Origin of the sequence: Marinobacter sp. F4218, assembly GCF_019443085.1 — a bacterium.
In the GTDB taxonomy this organism is placed as follows: domain Bacteria; phylum Pseudomonadota; class Gammaproteobacteria; order Pseudomonadales; family Oleiphilaceae; genus Marinobacter; species Marinobacter albus.
On record NZ_JAHZIL010000003.1, the window covers coordinates 1290394 to 1311599 of the forward strand.

Annotated in this window: 18 protein-coding genes; 13 read left to right on the forward strand and 5 right to left on the reverse strand. The window is 60.8% G+C overall.

All coding sequences use genetic code 11. The features are described 5' to 3' along the window. Positions 1–81 precede the first annotated feature (81 nt). Positions 82–1395, forward strand: coding sequence for an SAM-dependent methyltransferase (locus K0B93_RS09925; protein ID WP_219867058.1), 1314 nt, complete (start codon positions 82–84; stop codon positions 1393–1395). Then, complete coding sequence (locus K0B93_RS09930) at positions 1395–2555, forward strand: NAD(P)/FAD-dependent oxidoreductase (protein WP_219867059.1); 1161 nt, start codon at positions 1395–1397, stop codon at positions 2553–2555. The genes K0B93_RS09925 and K0B93_RS09930 overlap by 1 nt, the downstream gene beginning before the upstream one ends. A 78-nt stretch (positions 2556–2633) precedes the next feature. On the opposite strand, the gene K0B93_RS09935 is transcribed toward K0B93_RS09930, so the two are convergent. Together K0B93_RS09935 and K0B93_RS09940 are read right to left on the reverse strand one after the other, a co-directional pair. Then, positions 2634–3107 carry a Dps family protein gene (locus K0B93_RS09935; RefSeq protein ID WP_219867060.1) on the reverse strand — a complete coding sequence of 158 codons (474 nt, stop codon included), beginning with the start codon at positions 3105–3107 and terminating at the stop codon, positions 2634–2636. Between the two features lie 223 nt (positions 3108–3330). After that, positions 3331–4785: a dihydrolipoyl dehydrogenase gene (locus K0B93_RS09940; RefSeq protein WP_219867061.1), complete on the reverse strand. Its 1455-nt coding sequence runs from the start codon at positions 4783–4785 to the stop codon at positions 3331–3333. Between the two features lie 181 nt (positions 4786–4966). Between K0B93_RS09940 and K0B93_RS09945 the strand changes: the two genes are divergently transcribed. Continuing rightward, positions 4967–5638 carry a LysE family translocator gene (locus K0B93_RS09945; protein ID WP_219867062.1) on the forward strand — a complete coding sequence of 224 codons (672 nt, stop codon included), beginning with the start codon at positions 4967–4969 and terminating at the stop codon, positions 5636–5638. On the opposite strand, the gene K0B93_RS09950 is transcribed toward K0B93_RS09945, so the two are convergent. Continuing rightward, positions 5583–6656: a 3-deoxy-7-phosphoheptulonate synthase gene (locus tag K0B93_RS09950; protein WP_416383200.1), complete on the reverse strand. Its 1074-nt coding sequence runs from the start codon at positions 6654–6656 to the stop codon at positions 5583–5585. The two genes, K0B93_RS09945 and K0B93_RS09950, sit on opposite strands and share 56 nt — an antisense overlap. A gap of 355 nt (positions 6657–7011) precedes the next feature. On the opposite strand from K0B93_RS09950, the gene K0B93_RS09955 reads away from it, so the two are divergent. Continuing rightward, positions 7012–7824, forward strand: a complete 813-nt coding sequence (locus tag K0B93_RS09955; protein ID WP_228743342.1) for a secretin N-terminal domain-containing protein — start codon at positions 7012–7014, stop codon at positions 7822–7824. A gap of 3 nt (positions 7825–7827) precedes the next feature. Here the strand turns inward: K0B93_RS09955 and K0B93_RS09960 are convergent, their stop codons facing one another. Beyond that, the gene (locus tag K0B93_RS09960) at positions 7828–8322 is read right to left on the reverse strand and encodes a DnaJ domain-containing protein (protein ID WP_219867063.1); all 495 of its coding nucleotides are present in this window, start codon (positions 8320–8322) and stop codon (positions 7828–7830) included. Positions 8323–8541: 219 nt separating this feature from the next. On the opposite strand from K0B93_RS09960, the gene K0B93_RS09965 reads away from it, so the two are divergent. The 6 genes from K0B93_RS09965 to K0B93_RS09990 all read left to right on the forward strand — a co-directional run bounded on the left by K0B93_RS09965 (position 8542) and on the right by K0B93_RS09990 (position 16770). Beyond that, positions 8542–9645 carry an efflux RND transporter periplasmic adaptor subunit gene (locus tag K0B93_RS09965; protein WP_219867064.1) on the forward strand — a complete coding sequence of 368 codons (1104 nt, stop codon included), beginning with the start codon at positions 8542–8544 and terminating at the stop codon, positions 9643–9645. Beyond that, positions 9645–12683, forward strand: coding sequence for an efflux RND transporter permease subunit (locus K0B93_RS09970; RefSeq protein ID WP_219867065.1), 3039 nt, complete (start codon positions 9645–9647; stop codon positions 12681–12683). Before K0B93_RS09965 ends, K0B93_RS09970 begins: the two co-directional genes overlap by 1 nt. A gap of 115 nt (positions 12684–12798) precedes the next feature. After that, positions 12799–13113, forward strand: a complete 315-nt coding sequence (locus K0B93_RS09975) for a DUF3301 domain-containing protein (RefSeq protein ID WP_219867066.1) — start codon at positions 12799–12801, stop codon at positions 13111–13113. Positions 13114–13230: 117 nt separating this feature from the next. After that, positions 13231–14157, forward strand: a complete 927-nt coding sequence (locus K0B93_RS09980; protein ID WP_219867067.1) for an esterase/lipase family protein — start codon at positions 13231–13233, stop codon at positions 14155–14157. A gap of 7 nt (positions 14158–14164) precedes the next feature. After that, the gene (locus tag K0B93_RS09985) at positions 14165–15283 is read left to right on the forward strand and encodes a lipase secretion chaperone (protein WP_219867068.1); all 1119 of its coding nucleotides are present in this window, start codon (positions 14165–14167) and stop codon (positions 15281–15283) included. 74 nt (positions 15284–15357) lie between these two features. Continuing rightward, positions 15358–16770: a sensor histidine kinase gene (locus K0B93_RS09990; RefSeq protein ID WP_219867069.1), complete on the forward strand. Its 1413-nt coding sequence runs from the start codon at positions 15358–15360 to the stop codon at positions 16768–16770. Here the strand turns inward: K0B93_RS09990 and K0B93_RS09995 are convergent. Continuing rightward, complete coding sequence (locus tag K0B93_RS09995) at positions 16739–17401, reverse strand: response regulator transcription factor (protein WP_219867070.1); 663 nt, start codon at positions 17399–17401, stop codon at positions 16739–16741. The genes K0B93_RS09990 and K0B93_RS09995 overlap by 32 nt on opposite strands. A 205-nt stretch (positions 17402–17606) precedes the next feature. Between K0B93_RS09995 and K0B93_RS10000 the strand changes: the two genes are divergently transcribed. The 3 genes from K0B93_RS10000 to K0B93_RS10010 all read left to right on the forward strand — a co-directional run bounded on the left by K0B93_RS10000 (position 17607) and on the right by K0B93_RS10010 (position 21162). Next, positions 17607–18944, forward strand: a complete 1338-nt coding sequence (locus K0B93_RS10000; protein WP_228743343.1) for a substrate-binding domain-containing protein — start codon at positions 17607–17609, stop codon at positions 18942–18944. A gap of 75 nt (positions 18945–19019) precedes the next feature. Then, entirely contained in the window at positions 19020–19763 is a 744-nt protein-coding gene (locus K0B93_RS10005; protein ID WP_219867071.1) for a substrate-binding periplasmic protein, read from the forward strand. A gap of 103 nt (positions 19764–19866) precedes the next feature. Then, positions 19867–21162: a pyridoxal phosphate-dependent aminotransferase gene (locus tag K0B93_RS10010; RefSeq protein WP_219867072.1), complete on the forward strand. Its 1296-nt coding sequence runs from the start codon at positions 19867–19869 to the stop codon at positions 21160–21162. Positions 21163–21206 lie beyond the last annotated feature (44 nt).

A 21206-nucleotide genomic window follows, 5' to 3' on the forward strand; every position in this document is an offset into this window, starting at 1 on the left:
GGTAGTCGGGACAAGCCCTTAGGAAAAGTCGTCATCCGTGACAGTGATGTTGAGAGTAGACAGGAAGGGAGAGAAGGACCCATGACTCAGAGCACTGCCCAAAAAACCGAGCGCACAGATCCCGAACACAAGGCACACGTGCTGACCCTGCCACTGGAAGAAACCCAGACCGATCGGCAACCGCACCATTACGAACGCTGGCTCGTCGCCAAACTGATGCGTATGGCAGGCTCACCGCCCCTCCGGTTCCGGTTGTGGAACGGCGATGTGATCGAACCCGAGGGACAGGAGGCCCGGTTTGTCCTGCGTCTGACTGATCCGAAGGCCCTGTACACGCTGGTGGCCAACCCCAATCTCGCGTTCGGCGACCTTTACAGCGCCGGTCGCCTGGAGGTGGAAGGCGAACTGCCGGATCTGATGGAAACCCTGTACCGGTCGGTCCACGCGGCCCGCCAGAAATGGCCAAGATGGCTCGATGCACTCTGGCGCAACCACAATCCGAGATCCACGGGCATCTCGGAAGCCAGGGAAAACATCCACCACCACTACGATCTTGGCAACGAGTTCTACCAGCTGTGGCTGGATCGCGCTGAAATGCAGTACACCTGCGCCTATTATGAGCAACCGGATCTGACCCTGGAACAGGCCCAACTTGCCAAGCTGGAGCACGTCTGTCGCAAGCTGCGGCTGAAGCCCGGCATGACGGTGGTGGAAGCCGGCTGTGGCTGGGGCGGACTGGCCCGCTACATGGCCCGCCATTATGGGGTGAAGGTGCACTCCTACAACATTTCCCGGGAACAGCTTGCCTATGCCCGCGCAGAAGCCCGTCGGCAGGAGCTGGATCACCTGATTGATTACGTGGAGGACGACTACCGGAATATCGAGGGCCAGTACGACGCCTTCGTCTCAATCGGAATGCTGGAACACGTGGGCAAGGAAAATTACCCGGCACTGGCCGAGCTGATCAAGCGCAGCCTCAAGCCAGGCGGGATGGCGCTGCTTCACAGCATCGGCCGGAATCGCCCCATGCTGATGAATGCATGGATCGAGAAACGGATTTTCCCTGGCGCCTATCCACCGAGCATCGGTGAATTCATAGAGATCTGTGAACAGGGTGACTTCTCGGTCCTGGATGTCGAAAACCTCCGTCTGCACTATGCCCAGACCCTGACGCACTGGATGGAGCGGTTCAACGAGAATCAGGACACCGTATCGGAAATGTACGATGAGCACTTTACCCGTGCCTGGCGGATGTACCTGGCCGGCTCCATTGCCGCATTCCGCGCCGGCTCCCTGCAGCTGTTTCAGGTTGTGTTCACCCACGGCACGAATAATGACCTGCCGCAGAACCGGAAGGACCTTTACACCCGTCCCGCAGCGCCGGAGAACGTCTGATGGAATACTACGATCTGATAATTGTCGGTGCCGGGCCGGCCGGCTCGACTCTTGCCCACAGCCTGCAGGACAGCGGCAAGCGTATTCTGGTCATCGACAAACAGGATTTCCCGAGGGACAAGACCTGCGCCGGCTGGGTGACACCGGCGGTGATGGAAACCCTGCACATTGATAAGGAAGACTATCGCCGGGGTCGAACGCTGCAGCCGATTCGGCGCTTTCGCATCGGCATGATGGGGCAGCCCGCCGTGGAGAACGACCACGGCGAGGTGGTCAGCTACGGCATTCGTCGCTGTGAATTTGACGACTACCTGCTCGATCGGGTGACGGTACGGAAAATTCTGTCCACGCCGGTCAAAAGCATTGTCCGCAACGCTGGTAACTGGCAGATCAACAATACCTGGGAAGCCCCCCTGGTAGTTGGAGCCGGTGGCCACTTCTGCCCGGTTGCGCGGTTACTGGGCGAGGGCCCCGGAAGCCACGAGACTGTGGTGGCCGCCAAGGAAGTGGAGTTCGAGATGACACCGGAGCAGGCCCAGGCGTGCCAAGCCCGGGGTGACACGCCGGAGCTCTGGTTCTGTCGGGACCTCAAGGGCTACGCCTGGGTGTTCAGGAAGGGCAACTATCTGAACATCGGACTCGGGCGCGAGGACAATCACAAGCTGACCGAGCATTTGGAAAGTTTTGTTCAGGACATGAAAGACTCAGGGCGCATTCCAGAAGACCTGCCGGGGCGGTTCAAAGGCCATGCCTATTTGTTGTACGCCCACGCCGAGCGGCCACTGGTAGACGATGGCGTCCTGCTGATTGGCGACTCCGCTGGACTGGCATACACCCAGAGTGGCGAGGGTATACGGCCTGCGGTTGAGTCGGCGCTGATGGCGGCCGACGTCATACTTCACGCCGCGGACTACTCCGCATCGTCGCTGCAGGTCTACGGCGATGCCATTGCCGAACGCTTTGGCAACCGCGCCACCGATATGGACCAGGGCTGGCAGGTACCGGACTGGGTCAAGATGCCTTTGGCCAGCACACTGATGCGCTCGCAATGGTTTACGCGGAAGGTGGTCACGGAGAAGTGGTTCCTGCACCAACAGGTACCGCCACTGGACGTGCGCTTCGACGACTCCGCTACCGGCTCAATGACCTCGGCGGTCTAGTCCGCAGGGCGTGGCTCGAGTTCGGAAACCCCACAAAAAGGGCGCCATACCGGCGCCCCTTCTGCAGTTGTGTCGGACTTAGTGGCCGAGGTAACTGCGATACATCCAGACGGTTTTCTCCTGCTGGGATATGTAATCGCTCATCAGGGCGACCGTGCCCTCGTCCTCGGCATCGCCGGCAAGGCTTAGCAGTTTGCGCTGCTTGCCAATCAACTTGGCGAAGCTGTCGACGATGTTTTCCATCGCCTCCCGGCCATCAGACACGTCCTTGCGCTCGGGCACTTCCGACTTCTCGATGTAAGTGCTGTAGGCGTGTGCCGGCCGATGCCCGAGCGTCAGCACGCGCTCTGCAATCTCATCGATCTTGAGCAGAAGGTCGTCATACAGTTCCTCGAATTTCACATGTAACTCGAAAAAGTTGTCACCTTTGATGTTCCAGTGGTAACCGCGCACGTTCATGTAGAAAATCTGGTAGTTGGAGAGCAGGTCGTTCAGTGAACCTGCCAGCTGTTCGGTCTTTTCCGTGTCCAGGCCAATAAAGTTCTTGCCCATCGTGAGCCTCCTTAACGGTGGTTGATTACTATGGTGTCCACTGTAAAAGGGCCATCCGGATACAGGAAGTGGAGTTCGCCAATCCCATCGATAGCCTCACGGTATCACTATCTATTTTACGATTCGCATAGCTGATGATTATCAAAGACCCTGACGTTCGCACTCACCCACTTTACCGTGGCCTTTAGCGTCGCCCATTTCTTCCATGAAAGCCTTTGGGCCGCTAGACGCCCGGCCCACACTCGGTGCAGCCTTCAGCCGGCTCAGGGCCAATACTGAGGTTGCGATTCAGCTGTTTCAAGGCGGTGCGCAGGCCTTCTTCGATCACGGGATGGTAGAACGGCATTTCGAGGATCTCACTGACCGTCAGCCGGCGCTGCACCGACCAGGCCAGTAAATGGGCAATGTGCTCGGCGGCAGGGCCGAACATCTCGGCTCCCATCAACAACCCCGTGCCGTGCTCGCCATAGACCCTCAATAGGCCCACATTCTTGCCGATGACCCGGCTCCTGCCCTGATCCTCGAACGAGACCTCGCCGACCGCGAAGCACCCCCGACACCGCTCATCCACCTGATCAATGGTCAGGCCGATCGAGGCAATCTGGGGATCGGTGAATACCACCGACAGCGGCGTCCGCCGCAGACCGGCCCGAACGTCCGGGTAGGTGGCGGCGTTGTCACCGGCAATGCGTCCCTCATCTGCGGCTTCGTGCAACAACGGCAGGGCATTGTTGGCATCGCCGGCAATGAAGATGTGGCTGTCTCCGCACCGGAGGGTATGGGGATCGAACAGGGGCATGCCCTGGTCGTCCAGTTCGATGTCGGCATTCTGGAGGTCCAACCCATCGACATTGGGGCGCCGGCCCGTTGCAGCCAGCAGGTACTCAAAGGTTTCAGTCACGGCACCCCGGTCCGGGTCGCGGAAGCTTATCCTGACACCCTCGCCGGTGCACTCAACCTTCCGGACATCGGCGTCCGGATCGAGCGGAAACTCCCGGTTGAAGGCTTCCAGCGCGTACTGCCGGATCGATTCGTCCTGGATGGACCCTATGGCACCACCGACCCCGAACATCCTGACCCGGACTCCGAGACGACCTAGTGCCTGACCAAGTTCAAGACCGATGACGCCGGGGCCGAATACGGCCACGGATTCCGGCAGATCCTGCCATTCGAACAGATCGTCGTTGACCACCAACCGGTCCTTGGCCTCTTTCAGAAAACCCGGGATATTCGGCCGGGACCCAGTGGCAATGATTATGCGCCCCGCCCGAACTTCCTGCTCTTCACCATTGCCAACCTCGACCATCAACCGGTGCGGACCGGCGAACCGGGCGTGCCCGAACAGGCGATGGGCGTCAGGAAATTTGTCGACCGAGTCCACTACCGAGGCGACGAAGCGGTCCCGCTCCTGACGGACCCGTTTCATGACCGCCCTGCCATCAATCCGGATACTGCCGGCTGAAACACCAAATAAAGGTGCCTTGGCCATCTGATTGGCATTATCGGCGGCCGCGATCAGCAGCTTGCTCGGCATGCACCCGACCCTCGCGCAGGTGGTTCCGTAACGGTTTGCTTCGATCAGCAGGACCCGATCGGTGACTTTCCGAACTCGCTGGTACGCCACCATGCCGGCGGTACCCACTCCGATGATGGCAACGTCGACTTCTCGCTTTTCCATTCTGACATCTCCTTGCAGCCGCCCATCCAGCGTGGCGGGCAGAGGTGGGTCTATAACCATTCAACAGTATAGAAGTATCGACTGCCCGCGGCTGACCGATTGCGGTTGCGCGCACGAGAAATCACCGATGAATTGGCTTAAGCTGTGGCTTCAAGAACCAGAAGATCAGGGGAACAATGACGTGCAAAGCTATTGGCCGGAATTCCTGACCGTGGCCCTCGTGCACCTGTTGGCAGTCGCCAGCCCGGGGCCGGATTTTGCGGTGATGCTCAGGCAGGCACTCAGCCAGAGCCGGAAAAACGCCCTTCTCACCGCCGTCGGCATCGGCCTGGGCATTCTGTTGCATGTGGCCTACTCGTTGCTGGGCATAGGCCTGATCATTCAACAGTCTGTATGGCTGTTCAACATCCTGAAAGTGGTCGGCGCCCTGTACCTGACCTGGATTGCGGTGCAGTGCCTGCGGTCCCGCGCCAATGGCATCTACGTCGACGCTGGCCCCGGAGCGGCACAGTCGAGGATTGCGGCCCTGCGCCTCGGCTTCCTGACCAACGCGCTGAATCCCAAGGCCACGCTGTTCTTCGTGTCACTATTTTCCGTCGTGATCAATCCGGGCACGCCCATTGCGCTGCAGGCCGGTTACGGTCTCTACATGGCCGCCGCCACGGCGCTGTGGTTTGCTCTGGTGGCCGTGTTTTTTACCCTGCCCCGGGTCCGCCGCGGCTTCAATCGGTTCGGACACTGGCTCGACCGCATGATGGGCGGCGTTCTGCTGCTGTTGGCCGGTCAGCTCCTGCTTTCTACAGTGAGCGGATCAGAGCCTCCGTCTGGTCCCACCCCAGGCACGGATCGGTGATGGAGCAACCGTAAACCAGGTCGTCACCGTCATTTTGTCGGCCGGGCTCCAGGAAACTTTCCAGCATCAGACCCCGTACATGGGCATTGCCGGCTTTGCGCTGGGCCATCACCTGCCGGGCAATGTCCAACTGACGCTCAGCCTGCTTGCAGGCGTTGTCGTGACTGCAATCGACCATGATCGCGGACGACAGCCCGGCATCCGACAGGGACCGGATCGCCGCCGCAATGCTGTCCGCATCGTAATTGGTCACGCCCCGACCGCCGCGCAGCACCAGATGGGTATCGGGATTGCCCGCGGTAGTAATCATTACCGGCGCACCGGTGTTGGAAACCCCCATGTGGTGATGGGGGTGGGCGGCGGACTTCATGGCATTCGCCGCCACCCCGATGCTCCCATCGGTTCCGTTTTTGAAGCCGACCGGCATGGGCAGTCCGCTGACCAGCTCCCGGTGAATCTGGGATTCGGTGGTGCGGGCGCCGATGGCCGTCCAGCTAACCAGATCACCCAGGTAGTCCATTGCAAAGGGGCTGAGCGCCTCGGTCGCCAGCGGCAGGCCCATCTCGGAGAGGTTCAGCAGCAACCGGCGGGAGCGCACCAGCCCGGCATTCAGATCGCCGGATCCGGTCCGCTCGGGATCGTAGAGCAGACCTTTCCAGCCTACGGTGGTTCGTGGTTTCTCGAGGTACGCTCGCATCACAATGAGGAACCGGTCGCTCACCGCATCCGACAGGGCTTTGAGTTTTTCACCGTATTCCAACGCCGCCACTTCATCGTGAATGGAACAAGGCCCCATTACGATCAGGGTCCGGTCATCCTCCCCCCGCAGGACCTTGCGGATCGCCTCGCGCTTGCCGGCAATCTGTCTGGCCAGCGAGAGATCAACCGGAAGATGCTGGCGCAGGGCGGCGGGAGTGGGCAAAGCCACTTCCTGGCGAGGCTCTGGTGCGGCATCGGGCGCGGCCTCGCTCATTGCATCAGTGGCCTCTAGAGCGTCAGTGCTGGGCGGCATGTTCATATCACTGTTCCTGTTTCCCTGTATCAGAATCGAAAAAGCCCCGGCTGGGCTACCAGTCGGGGCTTTTTGAGTCCGGTGGCAGCCTGGGTTTCTGCCGGGCTGCCTTCCTCGTTGTTCGGTCGATGAAGATCTTACGGGCGGCCCGGGCTCTGGCTAAAATAAAAGCCATAACCAAACCACCAAGAAAACACAGTAGCGACTGCCGCTATCGGTTTTTCACCGAAAGCTTGCAGAACATTCAATTGACAGGTCGCGTGTGTCGTCTTCATGCTTTTCAATATATACCCCCGGTTTTCACCTTGGCAACCCCATTGCCCCGACTTTTTGAAGTTCGATGGCAGGGTCAGGAGCAGAAATGACACAACAAACGTCCTCCTACCTCCAATACCGCGCCGGCACCCTGGCTGCGGCGTTGGTGCTGCTTCTGTCCCTTTGCCTGCTTTCGGCGGGCGCCCTGGCGCAATCCGGGGCCCGGGTCTACGAGCTTCATAACCGGCCTGCCGACGATGTCGCCAGCCAGATCCGTGCACTCTATAAAGACTCGGCGCTGACGGTGGTTGCACGGGGACAACAGGTGGTAGTTCGCGGGGAGGCGCAATTGCTCGACGAAATTGGCATGCTGATCGGCACCCTGGATGTGGCCGCCGTGCAGCTGCGTATCACGGTTCGGTCCCGGGAAGACATCGGCGGCAAGCGATCTGGTGCCAGCATCTCGGGCTCGGAGGACCGGGTCAACGTAAACGTCGAGCGCAAGGTTACCAGCACCAACAATGCCCGTCAGCGCAGCCTGGTGGTGCAGGATGGACACTCGGCCCATGTGACCTCGGGCCAGATCAGCACGCTTCCAATCGTTATTCAGGGCGGACGGAATCCCGCAGCCATTCTCGAACAGGTCGAGACCCGGAGCGGTTTCCTGGTGAGCCCACAGGTCATTTCCGACCGCGCCATTGAATTGAATATTGTTTCATTCGAAGAGGACCCGGCGTCGCTGCCCGGGTACGAAACCGAGGCGTTGGTCACCGTTCGCAGGGTAGAACCCGGGCAATGGGTGTCATTGGGCGGCACCTCGACACAGGCGAGCAGCCAGCGGTCCGGCATTACCTACAGTGTCAGCAGCAGTCGGGGAGAAAATCGCAGCTTTGAGGTGAAGGTTGATATCCTGCCCTGAGCGTCAGGCCCGAGAGCGACTCAGCAGGACACTCTTGGCCTCGTTGATCTTGGCGGCAAGGTAATCGTTGCCACCCCGGTCAGGATGCAGTTTCTGGATCAGCCGCCGATGGGCGACGATAATGTCCTCGTCACTGCATCCCGCCTGCACCCCAAGCACCTCACAGGCTTCCTGCTTGGACATATTGCCATGGGATGCCGCTCTGCGATGTTGGCCCTCATCCGCTTCGGCACCGGCACCGGTCCGGAAATTCTGGCGAAACTGGGGAATATACTTCAACGCCGCCGGCAGTTTTCGCAACAGCGGGAGCAGCGCAGCCACAGCCGCGGTCAACACGTGCACGCGCCCCGTCAAAACCATGAATACCAGCAGCGCTCCGCCCGCCACCAGAACAATCTTCCAGATTGCCGATTTCTGCTTCTCGGGCGTCAGGGCGCCCCACTGTTTCAGAATGACAAAGACGGCAGCCGCCAGAGCGAGGCCGAGAATCCACTGCATGCGCTGATCCTTCACTAGAGTCCGTTCGTAATTCTGTCACTTACCTGACCGACAATACCAGCATCCCCTTCACGGTCAGTCCAATGGCGCCAAATTGGCGCAACTGTCTGAATAGGCTACGCAGAAATACTGACAAACCGGTGACAACACCTACCGGACTTTTATAGGATGCTATGTTTTATGACTTACATATAAAGCCCGATTCCCAGGACCCGAACTATGCGTACTGCCTCCCGCTTCGTGATCGTTATCATCTTCCTCGGCGTCGTCCTTGGCGGCATTTTTGGCTACAAGTTTTACCAGTTTGGCCAGATGCAAGAAAAGATGGGGCAGCCGCGTCCGCCCGCACAGATCTCCGCGGTCCAGGCCCAAAAAGAACTCTGGACACCAGCGATCAAGGCCGTTGGCAGTATCGAAGCGGTCAACGGGATTGAGGTTGCCAACGAAGTACCCGGCGTCGTTGAGACCGTCAATTTCGAGTCCGGCGACACCGTCAAAAAAGGTGACGTGCTTATTCGCATCGATTCCGCGATTGATGAAGCGGCACTCCGGACCCGTCGGGCGGAAGCCCAACTCGCCGAACAGGAGTTCAAGCGGGTCTCCAACCTCCTGCCCAAACGCGCCGTCTCCCAGTCCCAGTACGATGAAGCCAAGGCCAACTTCGACGCCGCCCGCGCCCGGGTGAACGAAGCCGAAGCCCAACTGAGCAAAAAGATCATCCGCGCACCGTTTGACGGCCGGCTGGGCATCCGGATGGTCGACCAGGGTGAGTACATTGCCACGGGCACGCCCATTGTCGAGATCAACATGCTGGATCCGATCTACGTCGACTATACCCTGTCGGAAAAGAACCTGCCTAACGTGGCAACCGGCTATCCGGTGCGGGCGACTGTGGCTGCGGTACCGGACCAGATTTTCGAAGGCACGGTCAGCGCGATCAACACCTCCGTCAACCCGGAAACCCGCACCGTACGAATCCGGGCCACCCTCGACAACAAGGAGAACCTGCTTCGGCCCGGCATGTTTGCGGCGGTGATGACCAGCCAGCCCAGGGACAACGAAGTGGTGACAGTGCCCCGCACTGCGGTCTCCTACAACACTTACGGTGACTTTGTCTTTGTCGTGGGCAAAAACGACGAGGGTACCCAGGTTGTCACCCGCCGCACCGTCGACACCGGCGAAACCCGCGACACCCGGGTCGCCATTCTGGCCGGACTCGGCGAAGGCGAGACCGTGGTATCGAAGGGCTTGCTGCGCCTGCGGGCCGGTCAGCCGGTCGAGATTCAGGACGAGTCAGGTGAATCGCAGGAGGCGTCTGAATAATGCGATTTACCGATATTTTTATCCACCGTCCGGTATTGGCCACGGTGGTGAGCCTTCTGATCCTGCTGCTCGGCGCCCGGGCTGCGATGGAGATGGAGATCCGTCAGTACCCCGAGCTCGAAAGCACCACGGTCACCGTGACCACCGCTTATCCGGGCGCCAGCTCTGACCTGATCAAGGGGTTCATCACCACACCGCTTCAGCAGGCCATTGCTGAGGCCAGTGGTATCGATTACCTGACCTCCACCAGCTCCCAGGGAACTTCCACCATCGAAGCCAAGATGGTACTCAACTACGACGCCAATGCCGCACTGGCAGAGATTCAGGCCAAGGTAGCCAGTCAGCGCAACGTGCTGCCGGCAGAGGCCCAGGACCCGGTCATCACCTCCACGACCGGCGATTCCACCGCGTTGATGTACATTGCTTTTTACAGCAGCGAAATCGGTGTGCCCCAGATCTCCGATTACCTCACCCGGGTGGTTCAGCCCAAGCTGCAGGCACTTCCGGGTGTCGGCAAGGCCGAGCTGATTGGCCGCAAATTCGCACTCCGGGTCTGGCTGGATCCGGAGCGGCTGGCGGCAGTCGACATGACTCCCCCGGAAGTCGTTGCCAAGCTGCGTGCCAACAATTACCAGGCGGCTGTGGGCAACACCAAGGGTCAGTACACCGAGATCAGCATGACCAGCGACACCGATGTCGCCGATCCGGATCAGTTCCGCAATCTGGTGGTGAAACAGTCTGGTAGCACCCAGATCCGGCTTCAGGACATCGCCCGGGTGGAGCTGGGTTCGGAGTCCTACAACCAGCTTGCGCTCTACAAGGGCGACCCGGCGACCTACGTGGCCATTGAACTGGCACCGGGCGCCAACCCGCTGACCGTGGCCGGCCTGGTGAAAGACTCCCTCCCGGACATCGAAAGCCAGCTGCCCTCCGGCCTGAATGTCCGGCTGGCCTATGACGCCTCGGACTTCATTGAGGATTCCATCAACGAGGTCATCAAGACCCTGCTCGAAGCGCTGGTCATTGTACTGGTGGTGGTGTTCCTGTGCCTGGGCTCAATCCGGGCGTCCATCGTGCCGTCCGTGGCGGTTCCCCTGTCGCTGGTCGGCGGCGCCTTCATCATGTTGATGTTCGGTTTTTCCCTGAACCTCCTGACCCTCCTGTCCATGGTCCTGGCCATCGGCCTGGTGGTCGACGACGCCATCATCGTGGTCGAAAACGTGCACCGCCATATCGAACGGGGCGAGTCCCGGTTTGACGCCGCCATCAAGGGCGCAAGGGAAATGGCGGTGCCAATCATTGCCATGACCACCACACTGGTGGCCGTGTATGCGCCGATTGGCTTCATGGGCGGCCTGGTCGGCTCGCTGTTCACCGAGTTTGCCTTCACCCTGGCCGGTGCAGTGGTGATTTCCGGTGTCGTGGCGCTCACCCTCTCCCCCATGCTGTCGGGCCTGGTACTGAAGCCCCATGGCAACCCCGGCCGGTTCGAGGCGCTGGTGGAACGCAGCTTCAACGGTCTGTCCAACGGCTACAAGAAGGCTCTCAGCTCGCTGATGGAAACCAAGTCCGTGGTCATCTTCTTTGCGGTTGTGGTGCTGGGTTCCATTTACTTCATGGCCATGATGAGCCAGAACGAGTTGGCGCCGACCGAGGATCAGGGCATCCTGTTCTATCAGGGCCTCGGGCCCGAGACCGCCACCCTCGACTACCTGCAGGAGCACGGCGACGAAATCCAGAACCGGATGTCGAACCTGCCCGGGTACAACGAAGACTTCATGATCATCGGCTTTACCGGGCCGAATGCGGTGTTCGGCGGTTTCAAACTGGCGCCCTGGAGCCAGCGGGAGATTACCCAGTTCGAAGTCCAGCCCCAGCTGGATGCCGAGCTCAAGAAGGTCACCGGGCTGCAGACGGCGGTGTTCCCGCGGCCGTCGTTGCCGGGTTCCGGTGGCGGCCTGCCGTTCCAGTTCGTGATCACCACCGGCAACAGCTATGAGCAGCTGGACCAGGTCGCCGACGACTTGCGGGGCAAGGCCATGGGCAGCGGCAACTTCATGTTCCTGCAGAAATCGATCAACTTTGACCGGCCCATCACCCGGATCAACGTGGACCGGGACCGGGTTGCCGACCTTGGCCTGTCCATGCAGGACGTCGGCCAGGCCCTCTCCAGTATGCTGGGCGGGGGCTATATCAACCGGTTCAGCATGGAAGGCCGCTCCTACCAGGTGATTCCCCAGGTGGACCAGCAATTCCGCCTGGACGCTCAAGCGCTGAACGATTACTACATCCGCGCCGATACCGGTGAACTGGTTCCGCTCGAAAGTGTGGTCAGCTTCAGCCGCACTGTTGAGCCGTCCAACCGGACCCAGTTCAATCAGCAGAACTCGCTGACCCTCCAGGGCGTGGTGATGCCGGGTGTGGCGGCCGGTGCGGCCATGGATTACATGGAAAAGACCGCTGACGAGGTGTTCCCGCAGGGCTTCAGCTACGACTACACTGGCCAGAGCCGGCAGCTTGCGACCCAGGGCAGCGCCCTGGTAGTCACCTTCTTCCTGTCATTGCTGGTGATCTACCTGGTACTGGCTGCGCAATTCGAGAGCTGGCGTGACCCGTTCATTATCCTGGTGTCCGTGCCCATGTCGGTAGCCGGTGCGATGGCGTTTATCGTACTCGGCTTTGCCAGCATGAACATCTACACCCAGGTCGGGCTGATCACCCTGATCGGCGTGGTCTCCAAGAACGGCATCCTGATCGTCGAATTTGCCAATCAGCTGCAGGTGGAACGGGGCCTGGACAAGGTCAAGGCGGTCATCGAGGCGGCGGCCATCCGCCTGCGCCCGATCATCATGACCTCACTGGCGCTGATCTTCGCCATGGTGCCATTGCTGATTGCCATCGGGCCGGGCGCGGAGAGCCGTTTCGCCATCGGCCTGACCATCAGCGCAGGTCTCGGCATCGGCACCCTGTTCACCATCTTCGTGCTGCCGGCGTTCTACATCCTGCTGGCGCGCGATCACAATAAAGCCGGTCACTGACCGGCCCGCAAATCGCCCGGCCACCCAGGGGCAGGCCGGGCACAATTTCCCAAGCCAGCCGATTAGGGTAGTCTGTCACTCCATTTTGCTATTCAACGAAAAAGATCGCCAAACCGTGACTCTGGGAACCCTCTTCTGGCTATTTCTAGCCGCCTTCGCCATCTGGTACTGGTGGCGCGCCAAGGCCATCAAGGACTTCGTGCTCCAGGCGGCCCGCCGCTACTGCAAGAGCATGGACGTCATGCTGTTGGACGATGCCGTCTATCTTCGCGGCATCTGGTTCAAGCGCGACCCCGAGGGGCGGGTGCGGGTCTGGCGCCGATTTCTGTTTGACTTCACCTCCACCGGCGAGGAGCGCTACACCGGCCGCGTGATCATGCTTGGCCAGCGCATTCTGCACATGGAACTGGAACCCCACCGATTCTCCTGATCACCTCCCCCAAATGGGCGATTCCGCGCCCGCGCATTCGCGCGAATAATCGACAACGCATTAATGACCCAAGGCCGCCATGGAAGCGGCCGCTTACAAAAACAACAGGATTCAATCATGCGTATTCGAACTACCGCAGCCATCGCGCTGGGGCTTGTCATGCTGTCAGCCTCGTTCCTTAGCCACGCCAGTTATACCCAGACCCGCTACCCGATTGTTCTGGTTCACGGTGTCACCGGATTCAACACCATCGGTGGTCTGGTCAACTACTTCCACACCATCCCCTGGAACCTGGAACGCAGCGGCGCACGGGTTTATTCCGCCAGCGTTTCCTTCGTCAACAGCAGTGAACAGCGGGGCCAGCAACTGGCCAACTACGTCAACGGCCTCGGTCATTCCAAGGTCAATCTCATGGCCCACAGCCAGGGCGCACCGACGTCCCGGGTCACGGCGTCACTCATTCCCCACAAGATCGCCTCCATCACCTCGATTGATGGCGTCAACAAGGGCTCGAAAGTGGCCGATGTCGTCCGCGGCATCCTCCCGCCGGGCAGTTACGTCGAAGGCGGAGCGCAGACCATCGCCAACGCCCTGGGCGACCTGGTGAACGCTCTGTCCGGCTCGAGCAACCCCCAGGATGGTGTGGCTGCGCTGGAAACCCTGACCACGCGGGGCACCACGGAACTGAACGATGCCCTCGGCTGGAAAGGGGTCAACCGCTCCTCCTGCTCGGGCACCGATGAGAACGTCTGGATCAACGGCAACCGCATCAAGTTCTTTTCCTGGACCGGCCGCGCCGTCTGGACCAACATTCTCGATGTTTCCGATCCGTTCCTGGGCATCACCTCGCTGGCGTTCGGCAGCGAGCCCAACGATGGCCTCGTGGGTGTCTGCTCCACAAAAATGGGCAACGTGATCGGGACCCACTACGTCATGAACCATGTGGATGCCATCAATCACCTGTTCGGCGCCCGTTCCCTCTGGACCAACCCGGTATCCCTTTACCGTTCGCAGGCTAACCGCCTGAAAAATCGCGGTCTGTGAGGTCCAGATGAGACATCGTCAGTTCCTGCAACGTCGATGGCTCGCCCCCATCGCGCTGTCGGCCATCGTGGCCGGCGGTGCGATGTGGCTGTACCCGCCCGGTGAAACCACCCGGGCGGGCACTGGCGACCGCGATGCCCCCGACGCTCAGACCGTCGTCCCTGAACTCAGCCTGCAACCTCAGGCTGGCACCAAGGCCCCCACGGGCACCGGTCCTGACACCTCAGCCGCCGCCCCGATCGCCGCCCGCACACCGGAGACGCTGGGGTCCGCCCCCTTTGCCCGCTCCCTGGAAGGCACCGATATCGACGGTGCCCTGAAGGCCGACGCCAACGGCCGATTGATTGTTGATCTCGGTACCCGGGATTTCTTCGACTATTTCCTGAGTACCGTTGGAGAGGTGTCGCCGGAGATCGCCCTGGAGCGCATCCGGGCACTGGCTTTCGGTCATCTCCCGCACGAGGCCGCCAGGCAGGCCATGGCCCTCCTGGACCAGTATCTCGACTACAAGCAGCAAGCTCTGGCGTTGCAGGCCGCCCCGCTGGATCCGGCGCGCCAGAACGACCCGGCGTACCAACAGCAAATGCTCGAAAAGGCGTTCACGGATCTCCAGCAACTCCGACAGACTGTGTTCAGTCCTGACGCCCACCGGGCCTTCTTTGGCATGGAAGAGGCGTACGGAGAGTACACTCTGGCCACGCTGGATATCGCCCGCCGGACGGACCTGACGGATGGCGCCAAAACGGCGCTGATCGACTGGCATCGCAACCAGCTTCCGGAACCCCTGCTGCAAACCGAACGCCGGCTTCTGGAGACCAACGAGGAGAACCGTCAGCGGATGGAGACCATGAAAACGGCGGATTCCCCCGAGAACGCCGGACAACAGCTGATGGATCTGGGCATGGCTCCGGATGCAGCGGCCGATGTCACGGCCTACCTGCGGGAGCGCGAAGACTTCGATGCCCGGTACCGGCAATACAGTGAAGCCCTGGCCCAGCTGAAGGAATCCGGACTGGCCGACGCCGACGAGGCCGCCCAGCAGGCCCGACTCCTGGACCAGTACTTTCCGGACAACAAAAAACACACCTGGGCTCGACTGAAGATGCTGGGCAGCAATCAGCCATAATGTGCGCCCACTCCCGTCTTCTCCGGATACGGAGCATTACACTGCATAGTGCTCCGTAACGGCAGGTGGGCTTGATGGATACGCAGACAATCAGATTGCAGCAATCGGCCGGTTTTCGGCGCCTGCGATTCAGCCCCGATCTTGAACCCGGTTATCGCCAGCTCAGGGCCGCAGCGGTGCGGGAGCGCGCCCGCCTGGTTTCCGCAGCCGGGCTGCTGATCTTCGGTATCTTTGTGCTGCTGGACCTGGTCATGCTGCCACCGGAACTGGCGAAGACCACCACAGCCATCCGGCTGTGGGTCACCTGCCCCGTCATCACCCTGGTGTGGTGGCTGTCGTATTGCCAACAACCGGGGGACCTCGGTTTCGAGCGTCTGTACGCCCTCGCCTATCTGATTGGCGGCCTGAGTGTGGTGGCCATCATCGCCAACGCTCGACTCCGGGACTTCCCCCTGCCCTACGAGGGAATGCTGCTCATGCTGATGTTCGGTTACTTTGCCATGGGCCTGCCCTTTTTCGCCGCATCCATCGCCTCGGCAATCATTATCGTCACCTATCTGATTGTGGAGTTATCAGTCGGACTGCCGCCGGGCGCGGTCATGGTCAACCTGTTTTTCGTCCTCACGGCGAATACCATCGGGATGATGGGGGCCTGGCTCAGTGAATACCGGCACCGGGCCCACTTCCTCGACCAGCAACTGGTCAATTTTCTGCACCAGAGCGCGGCCGAAGAGAGCGAACGCAAAAGTCATCTCATCACCGTGGCCAGTCACGACCTTCGCCAGCCCCTGAACATCATTGGCCTGACCCTGGAAAACCTGTCGGCAGCGCGGCTGGCCCCGGAGCACCTCAGCCTGGTCCGCCGCCTGCAGGGCACGGTCAGTCACTTTCAGCGCCTGCTGGGCACCGTGCTGGATATTTCACGCATCAACGAGGGGATGATCCAGCCCCAGAACGACGTCATGGACCTGAACGCCCTGCTGGACCAGCTCGTTGACCTCACGGTTGATCATGCAACCCTGCACGACATCCGGCTTTGCCGGGCCACCCCGGAACCGCGGCTTCAGGTCATGGCAGACCCGGAGCTCCTGCTGAGGGCGCTGCAGAACCTGGTGTTCAACGCCATCGACCACAGCGGTGGCAACGAAGTGCGCATTACCGTCGCGCCCCGGGGCGCCATCGTCCGAGTCAGCATCAACGATAACGGCACGGGTCTCGACAAGCAGCTTCAGGACTCGGTTTTCCAGCCGTTTGTCCGTGGTGCTCAGGGTCGGGACAATCCGGCCGGGCTGGGACTTGGGCTCGCCATTGTCAGAGAGCTGACCGGGATGATCGGAGGGTCCTGCGGGGTCACGTCGGAACCCGGCGCTGGCAGCACCTTCTGGATTGATGTCAGGCTGGCCGCGGATGCCCCCGCCCTTGCAGTCTGCGACCCGCCTCACGCTGATACGCCGGTTACAGCCAGCCCATCTGGCGGGCCTGACTGACGCACTCGGTGCGATTGTGGACCCCGAGATGGGCAAAGATTGCCTTCAGATGGGTCTTGACCGTGTGTTCGGTGAGATTGAGGCTCTGGCAGATCCGTTTGTTGGGAAAGCCCTGCGCCAGCAGTGACAGAACTTCCATCTGCCGGGGTGTCAGTGCCTGGACCTGGGCCGCCGGCTGAGGCCGCCCCGGAAAGTACTCGGCCCCCCGGCTGATGGCCCGGAACATACTGACCAGTGCGGTTCGTCCGGCTGATTTCGGCAGGAATCCCCGCGCGCCCGCTGCGCGGGCTGCCCGAACGGTTGTTTCGTCTTCCGAGCTGGAAATGACCACCACCGGAACCGGCGGCTCCCGGGCAATGATTCGCGGTAACAGCATCAGCCCGGTTTCGCCCTGCAGTGAAACGTCCAGCAACACGAGATCGACATCGTTCGGGCCTGCCAGCAGGGCCGCTGCCTGGTCAACGGAATCGGCCAGATCGACCGATGTGGCCAGCGAAGCCTGTGTCATCAAGCCTGCCAGCCCCTGGGAAAACAGGGGGTGGTCATCAACAATTAAAACCCGGCGCAGCGGCGATCCCGGATCGGGGCGGACGCGGTCACCGCCACTGGCTTGGGCGGAAAGGTGGCTCATGATTGACCCCGCATTTTGTGTTTTTTTGTTACTGCGGAGCACCAACTATAAGTCACAATACGCTGCGGCACCGCGGCCTGCTTAACAGTTTTGGCGAAAAGATCCCTTCGCGCCCGGGCCTGCCAACGGCAACTGAAACATGACTGTCACATTTCTGTCGCATTCTTCGGGCAACGCTAACTAACTGTTGTCACGAGGTTTTAGGATGAAACAAAGCCATCTTCCCATGGCGCGGCACCGCATTTGGGTGTGGTTTCTTGCGCTCACCCTGTGGTTACCCCAGGCCCACGCAGAAGACATGGAGATTCACGGGTCCAACACCATCGGAGCCACCCTGGCCCCCATGCTGGTGGAAGGGTTCCTCGCTCGCCAGGGCACCGGCCCGGTGCGTGTCCGCAGCAACGGCAAGGACAACGAAAAAGTACTGACGGGCAAGCACGCCGGCGCCACGGTCCGCGCCCTGGTTGCCGCCCACGGCTCAAGCACCGGGTTCAGGGCGCTCAACAATGGCACGGCCAATATCTGGGCGTCGTCCCGGCCCGCCAAAGCTCAGGAAGTGGCGGAGATGGCCGGGCGGGCAAACCTGAACGACCTCGACAGCGAGCACGTGATTGCCATCGACGGCCTGGCGGTGCTGGTGCACCCGTCCAATCCGGTAAGCCAGCTCAGTATCGAAACCCTGGGCAGGATCTTTGCCGGGGAGATCCGTAACTGGTCCGAGCTGGGGGGCGACAACCAGACCATCCACCTGTACGCCCGGGATGATAGGTCCGGCACCTGGGACACGTTCAGGACGCTGGTGCTGGGCAAGGCCTATACCCTGGCCTCGTCCGCCCGTCGGTACGAATCCAACGACCGGCTCTCTAACGATGTCAGCCGTGATCCGTCGGGCATCGGCTTTGCCGGGCTGGCCTCGGTTCGTGACAGCAAGGTACTCGCGATCTCCGATGGCGACGCGCCGGCGCTCAAACCCAATCAGTTAACGGTCGCCAGCGAGGATTACCCGCTTGCCCGGCGCCTGTTCATGTATACGCCCGGGAAGGCAACGACGCCCCTGGCGGCAAGTTTCATTGACTTCGTATTGGGAGAAGAGGGTCAGGCGATTGTGTCCCGGTCCGGCTTCATTTCCCAGAACCCGATCGCCGTCAAACCGGAACTGGACAACAGCACCCCGCAAACCTTCCGGCGACTGACCGAGAATTATCAGCGGCTGACCGTCAACTTCCGGTTTTCCGAAGGCCGAACCGGGCTGGACAATAAAGCCCGACGGGACCTCAAACGCGTTTCCGATTTTATGAGCCGGAACAACCGCAGCCCCGACGACATAATGCTGATCGGCTTCGCGGACCAGCAGAGCAACGAACTGCGCGCCCAGATGATTTCCGAACTTCGCGCCCTGTCGGTACGCAAGGCGCTCTCGGACCTTGGCGTCGGTGATATCGCCTACACCGGCTACGGACATTACATGCCTGTTGGTATGGCCGGCGGTGACAGCGGCCAGCAACGCAATGGCCGGGTGGAGGTCTGGGTACGTTCCCGCTGAGCGCCCGAAAATACCCGGTAAGTCGGCTAGACTTCAGGTCAAGGGGATGCAGAAACGCGAGCGGAGACCAAACCTATGCTGATCCGGGGCTTTGTCAGCATTCTGATAGTGTGGGCAACCATGCCGGTGTTGTCGGATACCGCCCCGGTCCTGGACGTGGTTACCACTCAGTATCCTCCATTCGAGTATGTCGAGAACGGTACCGTTCGGGGTCAGGACGTCGAGACCGTCCGGACCGTTGTCGAACGAATGGGCTTTGTGCCGAGAATCAGGCTGCTGCCCTGGGCCCGCGCCGAACTGATGGTCCGAAACGGCGACGCCGACCTGCTGTTCTCGCTGACCGCGTCGCCGCAACGCGAGCGCTACTACCTGTTCACCGATCCGATCAGCACTGCCCGGGACGTCTTCTACGCCCGTAAAGGTGCGGATATCTCCTGGACCACCTACAACGACCTGGCCGGCCTGCGCCTGGGCGTATCCGCATCGTACAGTTACAATCAGGAGTTTATGGACTGGCTTGCTAAAGACCTGGCCCGGGTGATGACTATGAGCCAGGAACAGCCCGATCTGGCGGGCCTGCGCATGGTTGCGCTGGACCGGGTGGATCTTTTTATCTGTGAGGAAACCGCCTGCAACTATCTGATTCAAAAATACCGGGCGCGTTATCCGGAACTCTCCCGCGTCACCGCTATCCCCGGAACGGTTGGCGAGGAACGTTATTTCCGGGCGGCGTTTTCCCGGCAAAGACCGGATGCCGAACAACTCCGGTCGGACTTCAACCGGATGCTGAACCAACTCGATTTGGGCAATTCCAACTAAAGTCCCACCCCCGAATTCGGCAATCACCTATCCTGCCTACGGTCACAGGTATGTTTGGGTTTCCTATACTGGCGGTGTCATTTCCAAACCACAGACTGGGCCAATGGACATACAATCCGATCACCGCTACGCGATAAACCTGAACGTTCGAGGCATCCAACCCTCATCCACCCTGCGCATCAATGAGCTGAGCAACCAGCTCAAGGCCGACGGCAAGGACATCATTAAACTGGGACTTGGACAGTCTCCGTTTCCGGTGCCTGACCGTGTGGTTGAGGCGTTGAAGGCGCATGCCCACGAGAAGGACTACCTGCCGGTCAAGGGCCTGAAGGGGTTGCGTGAAAGCATCGCCGGGTACATCAATCGCAGCGAACGCATGCGTTTCACCTGGGAAGACGTGCTCATCGGCCCCGGCTCAAAGGAGCTGTTGTTCCTTCTGCAGCTGGCGTACTACGGTGACCTGCTGATTCCGCGCCCGAGCTGGGTGTCCTACGCACCGCAAGCGCGGATCATCGGCCGGTCGGTGCACTGGCTGCCCACCCACGCCGAAAACAACTGGCAGCTTACCGCCGAGGAACTGGACATCATCTGCCGGGACGATCCCTCCCGGCCGCGCATCCTGATTATGAACTACCCGTCCAACCCGACAGGCTGCACCTACACCGACGATCAGTTGCTGGCGATTGCCAATGTCGCCCGCAAGTACAAACTGATCCTGCTGTCGGACGAGATTTACGGCGAGGTCCACTTCGAGGGCAAGCACAAGTCCATTGCCCGCTACTACCCGGAGGGGACCATCATCAGCACGGGCCTGAGCAAGTGGGCCGGTGCCGGCGGCTGGCGTCTTGGCACGTTCATCTTTCCAACCGAGCTGCGGCCATTGCTGGATGCCATGGCCATCATCGCCAGTGAAACCTTCACCTCCACCAGCGCCCCGATCCAGTACGCGGCGATCTCGGCGTTCAATGGCGGCGACGACATCGATGAATACCTGGTGCAGTCCCGCCGGGTGCTCAAGGTCATCGGCGAGTATGTCCACCGGCGCCTGACCGACATGGGTGCCGTGGCCCAGAAACCCGAAGGGGCGTTCTACCTGTTCCCGGATTTCTCGGCCTTCCGCGACCGGCTTTCGAAACGGGACATCAAGACCAGCCAGGCGTTCTGTACGTCCCTGCTTGAAAACACCGGGGTGGCCATTCTGCCCGCCAGCGACTTCGGCTTCGTACCGGATCATCTGGGCGCTCGCCTCGCGTTTGTCGACTTCGACGGTGCCGAGGCCCTGAAGCTGGCGGGCGGCGACTACGCCGATCACGATCTGGGGGATGGGTTCGTCGAGCAGGCCTGCCCCCGTCTGGTCAAGGCCATGGACAAGATGGAAGCCTGGCTCAGCAGCCTCTGATCGCGACGTGTTAAACTGGCGCCCTCATTCTCCGAGATAGCCAT